Annotated in this window: 16 protein-coding genes; 3 read left to right on the forward strand and 13 right to left on the reverse strand. The window is 67.7% G+C overall.

The features are described 5' to 3' along the window. The 6 genes from C1H66_RS08215 to ampD all read right to left on the reverse strand — a co-directional run bounded on the left by C1H66_RS08215 (window position 1) and on the right by ampD (window position 8,123). Entirely contained in the window at window positions 1-771 is a 771-nt protein-coding gene (locus C1H66_RS08215) for a class I SAM-dependent methyltransferase (RefSeq protein ID WP_102627405.1), read from the reverse strand. Beyond that, entirely contained in the window at window positions 768-1,472 is a 705-nt protein-coding gene (tsaB, locus tag C1H66_RS08220) for a tRNA (adenosine(37)-N6)-threonylcarbamoyltransferase complex dimerization subunit type 1 TsaB (RefSeq protein ID WP_102627406.1), read from the reverse strand. The genes C1H66_RS08215 and tsaB overlap by 4 nt, the downstream gene beginning before the upstream one ends. 107 nt (window positions 1,473-1,579) lie before the next feature. After that, window positions 1,580-2,236 carry an adenylate kinase gene (adk, locus tag C1H66_RS08225; RefSeq protein ID WP_102627407.1) on the reverse strand — a complete coding sequence of 219 codons (657 nt, stop codon included), beginning with the start codon at window positions 2,234-2,236 and terminating at the stop codon, window positions 1,580-1,582. A 243-nt stretch (window positions 2,237-2,479) separates the two neighbouring features. Next, window positions 2,480-4,462, reverse strand: coding sequence for a pyruvate dehydrogenase complex dihydrolipoyllysine-residue acetyltransferase (gene aceF, locus C1H66_RS08230; protein WP_102627408.1), 1,983 nt, complete (start codon window positions 4,460-4,462; stop codon window positions 2,480-2,482). A gap of 61 nt (window positions 4,463-4,523) precedes the next feature. Further along, the gene (aceE, locus tag C1H66_RS08235) at window positions 4,524-7,196 is read right to left on the reverse strand and encodes a pyruvate dehydrogenase (acetyl-transferring), homodimeric type (protein ID WP_102627409.1); all 2,673 of its coding nucleotides are present in this window, start codon (window positions 7,194-7,196) and stop codon (window positions 4,524-4,526) included. A 372-nt stretch (window positions 7,197-7,568) separates the two neighbouring features. Next, the gene (ampD, locus tag C1H66_RS08240; protein WP_102627410.1) at window positions 7,569-8,123 is read right to left on the reverse strand and encodes a 1,6-anhydro-N-acetylmuramyl-L-alanine amidase AmpD; all 555 of its coding nucleotides are present in this window, start codon (window positions 8,121-8,123) and stop codon (window positions 7,569-7,571) included. An 87-nt stretch (window positions 8,124-8,210) separates the two neighbouring features. Between ampD and nadC the strand changes: the two genes are divergently transcribed. Beyond that, window positions 8,211-9,086, forward strand: coding sequence for a carboxylating nicotinate-nucleotide diphosphorylase (nadC, locus tag C1H66_RS08245; RefSeq protein ID WP_102627411.1), 876 nt, complete (start codon window positions 8,211-8,213; stop codon window positions 9,084-9,086). A gap of 2 nt (window positions 9,087-9,088) precedes the next feature. On the opposite strand, the gene C1H66_RS08250 is transcribed toward nadC, so the two are convergent. Beyond that, on the reverse strand, window positions 9,089-9,625 hold the full coding sequence (locus C1H66_RS08250; protein ID WP_102627412.1) for a GNAT family N-acetyltransferase: 537 nt from the start codon (window positions 9,623-9,625) through the stop codon (window positions 9,089-9,091). 172 nt (window positions 9,626-9,797) lie between these two features. On the opposite strand from C1H66_RS08250, the gene tsaA reads away from it, so the two are divergent. Next, window positions 9,798-10,505, forward strand: a complete 708-nt coding sequence (gene tsaA, locus C1H66_RS08255; RefSeq protein WP_102627413.1) for a tRNA (N6-threonylcarbamoyladenosine(37)-N6)-methyltransferase TrmO — start codon at window positions 9,798-9,800, stop codon at window positions 10,503-10,505. Between the two features lie 60 nt (window positions 10,506-10,565). Here the strand turns inward: tsaA and purC are convergent, their stop codons facing one another. The 4 genes from purC to dapA are packed head-to-tail and all read right to left on the reverse strand — an operon-like array spanning window position 10,566 to window position 14,025. Continuing rightward, a complete protein-coding gene (gene purC / locus C1H66_RS08260) occupies window positions 10,566-11,279 on the reverse strand; it encodes a phosphoribosylaminoimidazolesuccinocarboxamide synthase (protein WP_102627414.1) in 714 nt (237 codons plus the stop codon). Window positions 11,280-11,320: 41 nt separating this feature from the next. Beyond that, window positions 11,321-12,112, reverse strand: a complete 792-nt coding sequence (locus C1H66_RS08265; RefSeq protein ID WP_240618250.1) for an MBL fold metallo-hydrolase — start codon at window positions 12,110-12,112, stop codon at window positions 11,321-11,323. Window positions 12,113-12,123: 11 nt separating this feature from the next. Then, complete coding sequence (locus C1H66_RS08270; protein ID WP_240618251.1) at window positions 12,124-13,092, reverse strand: lipoprotein, NlpB; 969 nt, start codon at window positions 13,090-13,092, stop codon at window positions 12,124-12,126. A gap of 48 nt (window positions 13,093-13,140) precedes the next feature. Further along, window positions 13,141-14,025, reverse strand: a complete 885-nt coding sequence (dapA, locus tag C1H66_RS08275; RefSeq protein WP_102627416.1) for a 4-hydroxy-tetrahydrodipicolinate synthase — start codon at window positions 14,023-14,025, stop codon at window positions 13,141-13,143. A 205-nt stretch (window positions 14,026-14,230) separates the two neighbouring features. On the opposite strand from dapA, the gene C1H66_RS08280 reads away from it, so the two are divergent. Then, entirely contained in the window at window positions 14,231-14,707 is a 477-nt protein-coding gene (locus C1H66_RS08280; RefSeq protein WP_102627417.1) for a peroxiredoxin, read from the forward strand. Window positions 14,708-14,741: 34 nt separating this feature from the next. On the opposite strand, the gene C1H66_RS08285 is transcribed toward C1H66_RS08280, so the two are convergent. Both C1H66_RS08285 and C1H66_RS08290 read right to left on the reverse strand, forming a co-directional pair. After that, on the reverse strand, window positions 14,742-15,842 hold the full coding sequence (locus C1H66_RS08285) for an AI-2E family transporter (protein ID WP_102627418.1): 1,101 nt from the start codon (window positions 15,840-15,842) through the stop codon (window positions 14,742-14,744). Next, entirely contained in the window at window positions 15,839-16,087 is a 249-nt protein-coding gene (locus tag C1H66_RS08290; protein ID WP_102627419.1) for a sulfurtransferase TusA family protein, read from the reverse strand. The genes C1H66_RS08285 and C1H66_RS08290 overlap by 4 nt, the downstream gene beginning before the upstream one ends. Window positions 16,088-16,161 lie beyond the last annotated feature (74 nt).

Genomic DNA, 16,161 nt, shown 5'->3' on the forward strand with positions numbered 1-16,161 from the left:
TCAGGCGGCGGTCAAGGCCCGATGGACATAGAGATCGTAGCGGCTGGTCTTGCCCTCGATGACGTGCCGGGGCGCGGGCCCCGCGATGGGGGGGGCCTGGCGCGGACGCTTGACCACCACCCGGTGGGTGGCCACATCCAGCGCCGCCTCCAGCAGCCGCGGCGCATCGCCGTCGTCGCCGGCCAGCACCCTGAAGAGCCGCATCTCCTTCTTGACCAGCGCCGACTTGTCGCGGTGCGGGAACATCGGATCGAGGTGGACCACCTGGGGCGACACGCCCCCCTCCGCCACCAGGGCATCGAGCTCCCGCGTGGCGTCGCCACGGGCCAGGTGCATCCGCGCGGCGATCCCGGCGGTTTCGGGATCGGCCAGGGCGCGCGCCACGCCATCCTCGAGCAGGGCGAAGATCGCCGCCACCCGCTCCACCATCAGCACCTCGGCGCCGAGACTCGCCAGCACGAAGGCGTCGCGGCCGAGCCCGGCGGTGGCATCCACCACCGACGGCGTCACCCCCTTGCCCAGGCCGCAGGCGCGGGCGATCAGCTGGCCGCGACCGCCGCCGAAATGGCGCCGGTGAGCGGCCCGGCCGGCGACGAAATCCACCGCCAGCGGGTTGCCGTAGCGCCGCGGGTCGCCGACCAGGACCAGGCGTCCGTCGCGAATCTCCAGGGACAGCTCGGCCTCCCCCGCCTCGCCCAGGGGCAGCCCGAGCCGGGCCGCCAGTTCCGCCAGCCCCGCACCGCCCACCACCAGGGGCGGACGCTCGCTCATCGCGCCTTCTTCCAGGCCACCTGATCGCGCAGATAGACCGGCTGGACCTCATGGGGCGGGCGGGCCTCGCCGGCCTCGAAGGCCCGCGCCGCCAGCAGCACCATGTCGGCGGCGTCGGCCTCCAGGTCGGGCAGGTGCTGGCCGATACCGGCCTGCACCTCGGCGGGCATGGCATCCCACAGCCCCCAGCCGGACCCGATCCCCACCCAGTCGTGATCCGCATGGCCCGCCGGCAGGCGCAGCCGCGCCGGCGGCATCACCGCCTCCTCGGCGAGCGGCTCGGGGAGGCCGTCGCGGCACTGCCAGGCGGCCACGTAGATCTCCCCCATGCGGGCGTCCAGGGCGGTGACCAGGTAACGGAAGTGGTGACGACGATGGCCGCCCAGCGCCAGGGCGGCGAGGGTCGAGACGCCGATCAGCGGGCGATCGAGGCCATAGGCCAGCCCCTGGGCGGCACCGGCGGCGATGCGCAGCCCGGTGAAGGAGCCGGGGCCATGGCCGTAGGCCACGGCATCCAGCGACGCCGGCGCGAGGCCGGCCTCGGCGAGCACCTCGTCGACCAGGGGCAGCAGCCGCCGGGTGTGCTCCCGGGGGGCGAGCTCGAAGCGGGAGAGGAGTTCGTCATCGGCCCCCGCGCGGCGCCGCAGCAGGGCGACGGAACAGGCGCTCGAGGAGGCATCCAGGGCCAGCAGGATCGACATGGGGCTCGGCCATCACAGCGAAATGGGCAGCCATTATACGTGGCCTGGCCAGAAACGACGATGGCCCGCTTGAGCGGGCCATCGAGCGTGACAGGGCGGGGAAGGTATCAGCCCTCCAGGGCCTCGAGCACCTGACTGGTGATGGCGTCGACGCTGCCGACCCCCTCGACGCGGTGGTAGGTCGGGGCGGCCTCGGGGTCCTGCTCCGCCCAGGCCTGGTAGTAGTCGACCAGCGGCGCGGTCTGCTCGTGGTAGACCGCCAGGCGGTTGCGCACGGTGGACTCGCGGTCGTCGTCGCGCTGGATCAGCGGCTCGCCGGTGACGTCGTCCTTGCCGGGCTCCTTGGGCGGATTGTACTCGACGTGGTAGACACGGCCGGAGCCCGGGTGCACGCGACGACCGGCCAGGCGCTTGACGATCTCGTCGTCGGCGACGGCGATCTCCAGCACGTGGTCGAGCTTGACGCCCGCGTCCTTCATGGCGTCGGCCTGGGGGATGGTGCGCGGGAAACCGTCGAACAGGAAGCCGTTCTCGCAGTCCGGCTGGGCAATGCGCTCCTTGACCAGGGCGATGATGATGTCGTCGGACACCAGGCCCCCGCTGGTCATGATCTCCTTGACCTTGAGCCCCAGCTCACTGCCCTCCTTGACCGCGGCGCGCAGCATGTCGCCGGTGGAGATCTGCGGGATCTTGAACCGCTCGCAGATGAACTGGGCCTGGGTGCCCTTGCCGGCACCCGGGGCGCCCAACAGGATCAAACGCATGTTCTTGTACCTCGGTAGGTAAGTGGTCGTCACAAGCGAAAAAAGGGATGGGAAGGAACGATAACCGTGGCATCGTCCGTAGACAAGCGACCCGACTCGAATCTTGTGGAAAAAGAAGCGAAAACCGGTTGCACATCAACCCACTGACGGCCGAATAACACTTTGGTCTTCCCTGCGTCATCGTGCCCGTTCTACAAACAACGACGGCGCCTCATGGCGCCGTCGTCGATCCACCACCCGGAATTACAGCAGCAGGCGGCGGATATCGGTCAGTAGCTGACCGAGCAGGGCGGTGAAGCGCGCCGCATCGGCGCCATTGACCGCCCGGTGGTCGTAGGAGAGACACAGCGGCATCATCAGCCGCGGCTCGAAGGCCTTGCCGTCCCACACCGGTTTCATCTGCGCCTTGGAGATGCCGAGGATGGCGACCTCCGGGGCGTTGACGATCGGGGTGAAGGCGGTGCCGCCGATGGAGCCCAGGCTGGAGATGGTGAAGCAGCCACCGGTCATCTCCTCGCGCTTGAGCTTCTTCGACTGGGCCTTCTTGGCCAGTTCCACGGACTCCTTGGCCAGCTCGATCAGCGACTTCCTGTCGGCGTCGCGGATCACCGGCACCATCAGGCCGTCCGGGGTGTCCACGGCAATGCCGATGTGGACGTACTTCTTGTGCACCACCGTCTCGCCGTCGCTCTTCAGGCTGACGTTGAACTGCGGGTACTGGCGCAGGGCGAAGGCGCACGCCTTGATCAGGAAGGGCAGCGGCGTGAGCTTGGCCCCCTGGGCCTCGGCCTCGGCCTTCATCGACTTGCGGAAGGCCTCCAGCTCGGTGATGTCCGCCTCGTCGAACTGGGTGACGTGGGGCAGGTTGACCCAACTGCGATGCAGGTTGGTGGCGCCCATCTTCATCAGGCGGCCCATCGGCTTCTCTTCCACCTCACCGAACTGGCTGAAGTCCTGGTCCGGGATCGGCGGGATGCCGGCACCGCCGGCGGCCGCCGGGGCGGCGGCAGGCGTCTGGGCCTTGCCGGCGATCGCCTGCTTGACGTAGGCGTGGACGTCCTCCTTCAGCACCCGCTCCTTCGGGCCGCTGGGCCTGACCAGCCCCAGGTCGACCCCCAGCTCGCGGGCCAGCATGCGCACCGCCGGGCCGGCATGGACCAACTTGCCGTCGCGGGGCTTGTGGGCCGCCATCTGGGCTTCCGGGCTCGGCGTGCCGGCCGGGGTCGGTGCCGGCTTGTCGGCCTTCGGCGCCTCGGCCTTCTGCTCCGTCTTCTTGGCAGCCGCCTTGGGCGCAGGCTTGCTGCCCGCCACCTCGATATAGCCGATCAGGTCGCCCTCGGAGACGGTGTCGCCCTCCTTGACGGTCAGCTCGACCAGCTTGCCCTTGTAGGGGCTCGGCACGTCCATGGAGGCCTTGTCGGACTCCAGGGTGATCAGCGGGTCTTCCTCGTCGACCTCGTCGCCCACGGTGGCGGCGATCTCGATCACCGGCACGTCACTGGAGCCGGAGAGGTCCGGTATGCGGATCTCCTTGCGCTCGGGCTCGCCGCCGGACGCCTCTTCTTCCTCGGCCGGAGCTTCCTCGGCCTCGGGCTCGGTGGCACGGGCCGGCTCGGCGGGTGCCGCAGCGTCATCGCCCCCCTCGCCGGCGACCTCCATGGTACCGATGACATCGCCCTCGGAAACCGTATCGCCCTCCTTGACGGTCAGGCTGACCAGCTTGCCGGCATGGGGGCTGGGCACGTCCATGGAGGCCTTGTCGGACTCCAGGGTGATCAGGGTGTCCTCTTCGGCGACCTCGTCGCCCTCGGCCACCGCCACCTCGATGATCTCCACGTCGGAGGAGCCACCCAGGTCCGGCACCTTGATCTCCACGGTGCGCTTGCCGCCACCGCTCGCCGGCTTCGCCGCGGGCTTCTCCGCGGCGGGTTCGGGCGCCTTCTCGGGGGCCGGTGACGCCGGCTCCTCGGCCGCACCACCATCGGCACCCGCCAGCTCCAGCTCGACGATGTCGTCGCCCTCGGAGACGGTGTCGCCCTCCTTGACCAACACCTTGATGACCTTGCCACCCTTCGGCGCCGGCACATCCATGGAGGCCTTGTCGGACTCCAGGGTGATCAGGGTATCCTCGGCGTCGATCACGTCGCCTTCCGACACCGCGATCTCGATGATTTCGACATCGGTATCGCCACCGATGTCGGGAACTTTGATAATTTCGCTACTCAAGGTCGCGCTCCTTCCAAATCGTGCCTGGAACAGGCGGGCCGGGGGCCCGCCAGCCACCTGATCAACTGGTCAGCGGATTGGGCTTGTTGGGATCGATGCCGTACTTCGCGATCGCCTCGCCCACCACCTTGCGGTCGAGTTCACCGCGGTCGGCCAGGGCCTTGAGCGCGGCCACGGTGACGAAGTAGCGATCGACCTCGAAGAAGTAACGCAGCTTCTCGCGGGTGTCGGAGCGGCCGTAACCGTCGGTCCCCAGCACATGGTAGTCGGTCGGCACCCAGGCTCGAACCTGATCGGCGAACAGTCGCATGTAGTCGGTGGACGCGATGGCCGGCCCCTGGCGGCCCTCCAGGCAGCGGGTGACATGCGGCTTGGCCGGCTCGGCGTCCGGATTCAGGAACGCCTCGCGCTCCAGACCCAACGCCTCGCGACGCAGCTCGTTGAAGCTGGTCACACTCCAGATGTCGGCACCCACACCCCAGTCGGAGGCGAGCAATTCGGCGGCCGCCTCGACTTCGCGCAGGATGGTGCCGGAGCCCATCAGCTGGACGCGCCCCTTGTCGCCCCGGGTCTCGCGCAGCAGGTACATGCCCTTGATGATGTCCTCGGCGGGCACCGTCTCGAGCGCGGGATGCTCGTAGTTCTCGTTCATCACCGCCAGGTAGTAGAAGCAGTTCTCCTTGTCGGCGAACATGCGCTTCAGGCCGTCCTGGACGATCACCGCGACCTCGTGGGCATAGGTCGGGTCGTAGCTGCGGCAGTTGGGGATGGTCGACGCCTGGATATGGCTGTGGCCATCCTGATGCTGCAGGCCCTCGCCGTTGAGGGTGGTGCGACCGGCGGTGCCGCCGACCAGGAAGCCGCGCGCCTGCAGGTCGCCGGCGGCCCAGGCCAGGTCGCCGATGCGCTGGAAGCCGAACATCGAGTAGTAGATGTAGAACGGCAACAGCGTCAGGTTGTTGTTGCTGTAGGAGGTGGCCGCGGCGATCCACGCCGACATGGCACCCGCCTCGGAGATGCCCTCCTCGAGGATCTGGCCCTGCTTGTCCTCGCGGTAGAACATGATCTGGCCCTTGTCGACGGGCTCGTACTTCTGGCCTTCCGAGGTGTAGATCCCCAACTGACGGAACATGCCCTCCATGCCGAAGGTGCGGGCCTCGTCGGGGATGATCGGCACCACCTGCTTGCCGATCTTCTTGTCCTTGACCAGGCCGTTGAGGATACGCACGAAGGCCATGGTGGTGGAGACCTCGCGGCCCTTGGAACCGCCGGTCTGGGAGGCGAAGATCTTGTCGTCGAGGTCGGGGATCGGCAGCGCCTCGAAGTCGCTGCGGCGCTGGGGCAGGTAGCCGCCCAGGCGCTCGCGCTGCAGGTGCATGTACTTGAGCTCCGGGGAGTCGTCCTCGGGCTTGTAGTACGGCACCTCCTTGAGCTGCTCGTCGGTCAGCGGAATGCCGAAGCGGTCGCGGAACTTGCGCAGCGCCTCGTATTCCATGGTCTTGACCTGGTGCGCCTCGTTGGCCGCCTCACCGTCACCGCCGCCCATGCCGTAGCCCTTGACGGTGTGCGCCAGGATCACGGTGGGCTTGCCGTTGCTGGTGTTGACCGCCTGCTGGTAGGCCGCATAGACCTTGAACGGGTCGTGTCCGCCGCGGTTGAGCTTCCAGATGTCCTCGTCGGACATGTCCTTGACCAGCTCGGCGGTTTCCGGGTACTTGCCGAAGAAGTGCTCCCGGGTATAGGCACCGCCGTTGGCCTTGTAGTTCTGGTATTCGCCGTCGACCGCCTCGTCCATGCGCTTCTGCAGGATGCCCTTCTTGTCCTTCTCGAACAGCGGGTCCCACAGGCGGCCCCAGACCACCTTGAGCACGTTCCAGCCGGCACCGCGGAACACGCCCTCGAGCTCGTCCATGATGCGCGAGTTGCCGCGTACCGGACCGTCGAGGCGCTGCAGGTTGCAGTTGATGACGAAGATCAGGTTGTCGAGGTTCTCGCGGCCGGCCAGCGAGATGGCGCCCAGGGATTCCGGCTCGTCGCATTCGCCGTCGCCCATGAAGCACCAGATCTTGCGGTCCTGCATGTCCTTGAGCTCGCGGGAGTCAAGGTACTTCATCACGTGGGCCTGGTAGATCGCCTGGATGGGGCCGAGGCCCATGGAGACGGTGGGGAACTGCCAGAAGTCCGGCATCAGCCAGGGGTGCGGATAGGACGAGAGTCCATCGCCGTCGACTTCCTGGCGATACTTGTCCATCTGCTGCTCGGTCAGGCGACCTTCCAGGTAGGCACGGGCATAGACGCCCGGCGCCACATGGCCCTGGATATAGACCAGGTCACCCTCGAAATCGCCATTCGGGGCCCGGAAGAAGTGGTTGAAGCCCACGTCGTAGAGGGTGGCCGCCGACATGAAGCTGGCGATATGACCACCGAGGCCGGGGTTGGCCCGGTTGTTGCGAATCACCTGGGCGATGGCGTTGTAGCGGATCAGCGAGCGGATGCGCCGCTCCATGAAGAGATCGCCCGGCATCGGCGCCTCGCGGTGCACCGGAATGGTGTTGCGATGCGGGGTGGTCACCGAGAAGGGCACCTGCATGCCATCCCGGCGCAGGCGATCGGCCAGGCGGGTCAGCAGGTACTGGGCGCGTTCCTCGCCCTCGCGATCCAGCACCGATTCCAGGGAATCCAACCATTCCGCGGACTCGATCGGATCGAGATCCTCTCTTGTCTCCAGACTCATAGACGTCTCTCCGAATGACGATGGGGGTGTCGGTTGCCCCGCAACGCTGGGGCAGGGGTGCAATCTCTTTTGGAGATGCCGTGCACGCCGCATGTTGGGTGATGTAGTAGTTTTACAAGACGGCTCGGCATACCCGCCGCTGGTGCGGGAGAAGATACCGTAATCGTCCCGCCCTGCCAATTCAAGAAGAAATGGAAATATTTTTCACAAATAGAGCATTACGCCGCAACACAAGGGATTACGTGCGCGTCAAGACCACGATTTCGACCAAGGTCAAGGGCTTGTAACCGAACTACTGTATGAATCAAGCGTGCCATTCAGCGTGTTCGATCATGCCCATCTTCCGTCCCGAACTGCGTAGTCTTTCCAACATTACGAGCCCAGCAGCTGGCGAAAGTAGGCCCAGTCGAAGGCCGGGCCCGGGTCGCTCTTGCGTAGCGGCGCCACCCGGGCATGGCTGGTGATGCGGCGTCCGGTCAGCGCCGGATAGGTGGTCAGCAGCGCGGCGGTGGTCGCCGCCAGCGCCCGATACTGGGCGAGCGTATAGGGTGTGATCTCGTCGCCCTCCAGTTCGATGCCGATGGAGAAGTCGTTGAGGGCGGTCCGCGGCCAGCCCGCGTCGCACCAGTGCGATCGGCCGGCGTGCCAGGCCCGCTCCTCGAAGGGCACGAACTGCACGCACTCGCCGTCACGCCGGATCAGCAGGTGCGCCGAAACGCGCAGGTCGACGATGGCGGCGAAGTAGGGATGGGCCTCGGGGTCGAGGCGATTGGTGAACAGGCGCTCGATGTGCTCGCCACCGAACTGCCCGGGCGGCAGGCTGATGGAGTGCAGCACCAGCAGCGAGACCTCGCCCTCGGGGCGTGCATCCCGGTTGGGCGACGGCACCCGCCGCGCACCTGACAGCCATCCCGCATCGATCGGCATCGCCTTCCCCTGACGTCTTCCGTGTGGATTCCCTATAATGGACGCCTCGCACGCTCATCGCACCCCCTGGAGAGTGACAGGCCCGCCATGCATTATCAGGACGCCCCTCTTTACCACCAAAAGCTCGGCGAAGAGATCCGCGACGCCGCCGCCCGGCTGCTCGCCGAGGATGTCGGCCCCGGTGACATCACCGCCCAACTGATCCCCGACCACCAGTGGGCGACGGCCCGGGTCATCACCCGCGAGACCGCCGTGCTGTGCGGCGTCGCCTGGGTCGACGAGCTGTTCCGACGCCTGGATGCCACGGTGACCTTGCGCTGGCAGGCCGCCGACGGCGACCGCCTGGAAGCAGGCCAGGTCTTTCTCGAGCTCGAGGGCCCGGCCCGCAGCCTGCTGACCGGCGAACGCGCGGCGCTCAACCTGCTGCAGACCCTCTCGGCCACGGCCACCCGTACCCGCCACTATGTGGAGCTGCTCGCCGGCACCGGGGTGCGCCTGCTGGATACCCGCAAGACCCTGCCCGGCCTGCGCCTGGCACAGAAGTATGCGGTGACCTGCGGTGGTGGCCACAACCACCGCATCGGCCTCTATGACGCCTTCCTGATCAAGGAGAACCATATCGCCGCCTGCGGCGGCATCGCCGCGGCGGTGCGGGAAGCCCGCAACATCGCTCGCGACCTGCCGGTGGAAGTCGAGGTGGAGACCTTCGACGAGCTCGATCAGGCCCTGGCCGCCGGCGCCGATATCGTGATGCTCGACAACTTCTCGCTCGACGACATGCGCGAGGCGGTGAAGCGCAACGCGGGGCGGGCCACGCTGGAGGCCTCCGGCAACGTCGACGAGAGCACCCTGCGCACGATCGCCGAGACCGGGGTCGACTGCATCTCCAGCGGCGCCCTGACCAAGGACCTCAAGGCCATCGACCTGTCGATGCGGCTGACCGAGCCAGGCAACGCCGACTGACCTCAGGTCTCCACGGCGACCAGGGATTTCTCCAGGCGGTGACGGCACAGCCGCTCACCGCCGCGCTCCACCCACTCCTCACCGAGATCCCGCCAGCCCCGGCGCATCAATCCGCCGGCCAGTACCAGGCTGGCCTCGATGCGGGCCCGCCCCACCCCGTGTTCGAGCAGCAAGCGTTCGGCATGCACCAGCAGGGTCGAGCCGATGCCGCGACGGGCCAGCGACGGCCAGACATAGAGCGTCTCGATGCGCCCCCGGGGAATATCGAGCTCGAGAAACCCGACGCAGCGACCGTCACAGGTCGCCACCAGGGTGGTGAAGAGCGCCTGACGCGCCGCCCAGGCGCAGGCTTCTCGCGGCAATGCCGCCGCCCAGGCCTTGCGCTCGGCCAGACCGTAATGGGCCATGGCCCCCTGCATCACGGCGTGATGGAAGACCTCGGCCTGGTCGGCGGCGTCCCGCGCCAGGGCGCCACGGTAGAGGATCCGCGGTGCCCGCCCGGCACCCGCTGCCCCGGGCTCGGTGATGCTCTGGCTCATGGTGTCTGCCCTGCGACTGGGTCGGTGATGGAGGAGGCCGTATCCGCCACCCCAGGCGGCAGCCTACACAAGGCGAGCGTCGCGGCCAATCCCCCTCGCCCCGACGCCGGCGAGCCGGCATAATCGCCCCATGACCCGTACGCTCCCCTCCCCCGCCCCATCAGGCTTCGCGATGACCCCGATCGGCGTCATCGAGAGCGACTATCCGGACAAGTTCGGCATTCCCCGCCAGCCGGGGCTGGCCCCGGCCGCCCGCGCCAGCCTGGTGCTGACGCCGCCCTACGACGACCCGCTGGCGGTGAGGGGCCTGGACACGTTCAGCCACCTCTGGCTCAGCTTCGTCTTCCATCTCAGTCCCGCACAGGCCGCCCCCGAGGACTGGTCCCCCCTGGTACGCCCCCCGCGGCTCGGCGGCAATGCCCGGGTCGGGGTGTTCGCCAGCCGCAGCACCCACCGCCCCAATCGCCTGGGGCTCTCGCTGGTGGAACTCCTCGAGATCGACACCCGCCGCGGGGTACGCCTGGTGCTGGGTGGGTGCGACCTGGTCAGCGGCACCCCGATACTCGACATCAAGCCCTACCTGCCCTGGGCGGAAGCCCGCCCCGAGGCCCGCGCCGGCTTCGCCCCCGAGGCCCCGCCCCTGCTGCCGGTGACCCTCGCACCCGAGGTCGAGACGACCCTGGCCGAGCGCGCCGACGGCGATTCGCTGCGCGAGCTGATCCACCAGGTACTGGCCCAGGACCCGCGGCCCGCCTACCGCAACGGGGCAGAGGAGCGGATCTACGGGGTGCGGCTGCGCGACGTGGATGTGCGCTTTCGTGCCGAGGCCGATCCGGCTGGAGACATCCGACTACGGGTCGTGGAGATCGTCCCGGCATGAACCGCCCCGAAACGACGAAGGGCCCGGCTGGGGCCCTTCGCGTCGAGACGAGAGACGAGATCAGCCAAAATCGACGCCGATGCGGCGCCCCACCTCCTCGTAGGCCTCGATCACGCCCCCCAGCCCCTGGCGGAAGCGGTCCTTGTCCATCTTGTTGCGCGTCTTGGCGTCCCACAAGCGGCAGCCGTCCGGCGAGAACTCGTCGCCCAGCACGATCTCGCCCTTGAACAGGCCGAACTCCAGCTTGTAGTCGACGAGCAGCAGGCCGCCCTCGGCGAACAGCGCCTTGAGCACCTCGTTGACCCTGAAGGTCAGCGCCTTCATCTCGGCCAGCTGCTCGGGCGTGGCCCAGCCGAAGGTCTCGGCCAGCGACTCGTTGATCATCGGGTCGTGGAGGGCGTCGTTCTTGAGGAACAGCTCGAAGGTGGGTGGGGTGAGCTCCTGGCCCTCCGCCACGCCGAGGCGCTTGACCAGGCCGCCGGCGGCGATGTTGCGCACCACGCACTCCACCGGGATCATCTCGAGCTTCTTGACCAGGCTCTCGGTGTCGGAGAGCAGGCCGTCGAAATGGGTGGGAATGCCGGCCGCCTGGAGCCTGCCCATGATGAAGGCATTGAACCTGTTGTTGACCATCCCCTTGCGTGCCAGCGACTCCATGCGTTCGCCGTCGAAAGCGCTGGTGTCGTCGCGGAAGTGCAGGACCAGGCGGTCCGGGTCGTCGGTGGCGAAGACCGACTTGGCCTTGCCGGCGTAGAGTTCTTGGCGCTTTTCCATGGGAGCCTCCACAGGCTGCGAATACGAGAGAGTATGGGAAATCAGCCGATGGCCTGCCACGCCAGGCCGGTGTCCTGGGCGGCGATCATCAGCCGTGATTCGTCGCCGTCGAGCAGCGGCACCAGGGCCTCCAGCGCCAGCTCGGGGCGGTTGTTGTGTTCGGAGAGGTGCGAGCAGACGATGCGCTGCAAGCGATCGAGCCCCAGCCGTGCCAGCAGCGCCGCTGCCTGGGCGTTGGCCAGGTGGCCCCAGTCGCCGCCCACCCGCCGCTTGAGTCGCGGCGGGTAGGGGCCCTCGGCGAGCATGCGCACATCGTGGTTGCACTCCAGCACCAGGGCGTCGCAGCCGGCGAAGGCCCTGGCCACATGGTCGGTGGGGTGGCCCAGGTCGGTGAGCACGCCGAGGCTACGCCCCCCGGCATGGAAACGGAACTGCACCGGTTCGCGGGCGTCGTGGGGCACGGTGACCGGGTCGATGGTGAGTCCCTCGATGGCGAAGCGGGCCTGGGGGGTGACCCAGTGGTGATCGGGCAACTCGCCGAGGCGCCCCGAGCTCCAGGTACCGGGGGTCAGGTAGACCGGCACCCCGTGGCGGCGAGCCAGGGGGCCCACCCCCCGCACGTGGTCACCATGCTCGTGGGTCACCAGCACCGCGTCGAGCTGGCGCGGATGCAGGCCGAAGCCGGCCAGCCGGCGCTCGGTCTCGCGCAGCCCAAAGCCGCAGTCGACCAACAGGTGGGTCTCGCCGTCGCTGACCAGGGTCGCGTTGCCCTTGCTGCCGCTGCCCAGCGAGGCGAAGCGCAGCGTACCGGCGGGTGGGCGTGACTCGGCCACCCGGGTCTCCATCAGCGCAGTAGGCCCGACACCCGCTCGAGCAGCTCGCGCTGATCCTCGGGGGTGAAGGCGCGCTCGCTGGCGTTCACGGCCCGCAGCACGGTCTGCTCGGTGCCGGCGGACTCCAGCACCAGGCGGATCTGTTGGGACATCTGTCGCACATCGGGGCTGAAGATGACCTGCAGCGGGTTACGATCGCGCTCGCTTTGGGTCATGTAGCTGATCAGGAAGTCGTGGGCGGCGGGATCGCTGTCGAGCAGCTCACGGCGCTCCTCCACGGTGAAGTCCTGTTGCAGCTGGTGGCTGAGTTCGGCCCAGGTGCGATCGACATCCAGCGGAATGGCCACCACCCAGTCGTCGCCCCGCTGCTCGAGGCGCAGGCGCTCCTCACCGGCCAGGCGCTGGGCGGCCAGCGACGAGGAGCTTGCCGAGGCGCTGCGTGCAGCGAAGTACTGCTCCATCTCCTCGAGACAGGCCGACACCGGACGCCCGCCCTGGTCGCAGCGCACCTCGCTGTCACCCGCACGCAACCCCTGGCGTACGCTGAGGCGCGCCTGGGAGGTCTCGATCACGCCACGCGAGGAATCGCTGGCGGTCACCTGCAGGCCACGGGTACGGGCGAAGTCCTCGAGCTGGGGCCAGACCGTGCCGGGATCGGCGCCGACCACCAGCCAGCTGTCGCGGCCGATGCTGCGACGCTCGACGAAATCACGCTCGGCGGCACGCCCGGCCGCCAACGGCTGGGGACTCGGCGCGCGGAAGCGGTCTTCCGATGTCCGGAAATCGCCCGCCGCTTCGGGTACCGGCATGGCATCCCGATAACGGTTGGGGTTGCGGGTGTCGGGCAGGACCAGCGGCGAGCTGCCGCTGGCGTCCGCGTAGTCGATGTTGCGGTCGTGGTAGTAGCCGTCGCGGGCACAACCGGCCGTGGCCAGGGCGATGGCCGCCACCAGCGGCATCCATTTCAGCGCAGAGTTCATGCGTCCACCTTGCATCAGGTTGTCCAGGTTCCGGCGCCCGAGCGCCGGTCAGTCGTCGATCAGGCCGGCCAGTTGCAGGGCCTCGCCGATGGTGGAGTGATACTTCTCGGACAGCCATGTCAGGGGCAGACGGATGCCGGGCTCGATCAGGCCCATGCGGTGCAGCGCCCACTTGACGGGGATGGGGTTCGACTCGATGCCGAGGTTGGTGTGCAGGGGCATCAACCGGGTGTTGATCTGGTGCGCCTTGTCGGCGTCACCGGCCACGGCCGCGGCACACAGCTCGTGCATCGCCCGGGGCGCGACGTTGGCGGTCACCGAGATGTCGCCATGGCCACCCATCAGCATGAAGTCGCAGGCCGTCCCGTCGTCGCCGGAGTAGAGCATGAAGTCGCTGCCCTTGAGACGGGCGATCAGGTCCTCGGCCCGCTCCAGGTTGCCGGTGGCATCCTTGAGCCCGATGATGTTGTCGACCTCGGCCAGGCGCAGCACCGTCTCGTTGTAGAGATCGGAACAGGTACGCCCCGGCACGTTGTAGAGAATCACCGGTAGCTTGCTGCCCTCGGCCACCGCCTTGAAGTGCTGGTAGAGGCCTTCCTGGGTCGGCTTGTTGTAGTAGGGACACACCGACAGGCAGTAGTCGGCCCCCACCTCGCCGGCGTAGCGGGCCAGCTCGACGGCCTCGGAGGTAGCGTTGGCCCCGGTACCGGCGATCACCGGTATGCGCCCGTCGACCTCCTCCACCACGGCACGAATCACATCGAAGTGCTCGGCGAAGGACATGGTGGTGGGCTCGCCGGTGGTGCCGGCGGCGACGATGCCGTCGGTGCCGTTCTCGAGGTGGAAGTTCACCAGGCGGCGCAGCGCCTCCCAATCGATGTCGCCATTGACCTTCATCGGCGTCGCCAGGGCGACGATACTGCCAGTGATCATCCTCACATTCCTCTCGATGCAACTACGCGATACGACTGCTGCGTCTGCCCCCGAATGCGGGGACACACCTCGGACAATGGCACCAACGCCAGGGGGTAGATGGTACTCAGGCGATCAAAGCCTGTACAGCACGGGCAGGCGAGACTTTACAGCACGGCCGCGGTTGCGTGTAATCGGGAGCCCCCATCGGCAGTAGGAGCCTTCCATGAGCATCAGCATCGGCCAGCCCGTGCCCGACTTCACCGCCAGCGCCACCGGCGACACCCGCGTGAGCCTCGCCGACTTGCAGGGCCGGCAGGTGGTGGTCTACTTCTATCCCAAGGCCAGCACCCCCGGCTGCACCACCGAGGGCGGCGACTTCCGCGACCGCAAGGACGCCTTCGATGCCGCCAACACCGTGATCCTCGGCGTCTCCCGCGACGGCCTCCGCGCCCAGGAGAACTTCAAGGCCAAGCAGGGCTTCAACTTCGAGCTGATCTCCGACAAGGACGAAACCGTCTGCCGGCTGTTCGAGGTCATCAAGCTCAAGAAGCTCTACGGCAAGGAACACCTCGGCATCGAGCGCAGCACCTTCCTGATCGATGCCGAGGGCAGGCTCGCCCGGGAGTGGCGCGGGGTCAAGGTACCCGGCCACGCCGAGGAGGTACTCGACGCCGCCAGGGAGCTGCACGCCGCCTCATGAGCTCCCCCGCCGCCCGCACGCCGGGCGGTGATGCTCACTCCTCGGCCAGCGTCTCTACCACCTCATTCTTCTTTCGGCGCTGGATGCCCCGCGGCCAGGCGTAGACCAGCGCCTTGAGCAGGGTCGCCAGCGGAATGGCGAAGAAGATCCCCCAGAAGCCCCAGATCCCGCCGAAGAACAGCACCGCCACGATGATCGACACCGGATGCAGGTTGACCGCCTCGGAGAACAGGACCGGCACCAGCACGTTGCCATCCAGCGCCTGGATGATGCCGTAGGCGATCACCACGTAGAGGAACTGGTCGGTCATGCCGAAGTGGAAGCCGGCCACCGCCGCCACCGGCAGGGTCGCCACGGCCGCGCCGATATAGGGCACCAGCACCGAGAACCCCACCAGCACTGCCAGCAGCGCCGAATAGGGCAGGCCGAAGTAGGCGAAGGTCAGGAAGGCAACGGTGCCGACGATGATGATCTCGATGAACTTGCCGCGCACGTAGTTGGCGATCTGGTCGTCCATCTCCTGCCAGATCCGCGTCATCAGGGTGCGATTCTGGGGAAGCAGCGAGAGGGTGAAGCCCACCAGGGTGTCGCGATCCTTGAGCATGAAGAATACCAGGATCGGCACCAGCACCAGGTAGATGATCAGCGCCAGGACGTTGCCCAGCGAGGCCAACGACAGCGTCAGGGCACGCTGGCCGAACTGGGTCATCTCGCGCCCGGCCACACCGATCCAGTTCTGTATCTGGTCCGGCGTCACCAGGTTGGGGTAGCGCTCCTGCAGGTCATCCAGCAACTGCTGGCCGCTGGCGAACATGCGTGGCGTCTCCTGCACCAGGCCGACGAGCTGGTTCCAGATCAACGGCAGGAGAATGAAGGCCAGCGCCAGCAGCATGCCGAGGAAGCCGAGGAACACCAGGATCACCGCCAGCAGGTGCGGCACTCCATGACGCTCCAGCCAGCTCACCGCCCCCTGCAACAGGAAGGCGATCACCAGGGCGGTGAAGAACGGCGCCAGCATCCGTCCGAGCCAGATCACCACGGCGAATCCCAGCACCAGCACCACCAGCAGGATCACCGCCTCCTCGTCGGAGAAGTAGTGGTCGATCCAACTCTTGAAGACGGCACGCAGGGTCATGAGGCAGGCTCCCCGCCCTTGCGAATCCAGTAGTGGAAGACGTCGCCGCGCTCTTCCCTGGCTGGCATCTCGTGGACGCTCTGCGCGATGAAGGTCTCGAAGTCACGCCAGGAGCCGGCATCGGTGGCCATCACCTCGAGCAGTTGGCCAGGCGCGAGGCGCGCCAACGCCTGCTTGGCCTTGAGCAGTGGCAGGGGGCAGGGAAGACCGCGGGCATCGAGCACGTCATCGGGTTGCACAGCCATGTTGTCTCCCGGGAGAATGCGTTCAGGGCATGCCGGGCGCCAGGCACGCGCCGCTCGACATGAAAACCCTTGAG

Origin of the sequence: Halomonas heilongjiangensis (assembly GCF_002879645.1) — a bacterium.
In the GTDB taxonomy this organism is placed as follows: Bacteria; Pseudomonadota; Gammaproteobacteria; order Pseudomonadales; family Halomonadaceae; genus Halomonas; species Halomonas heilongjiangensis.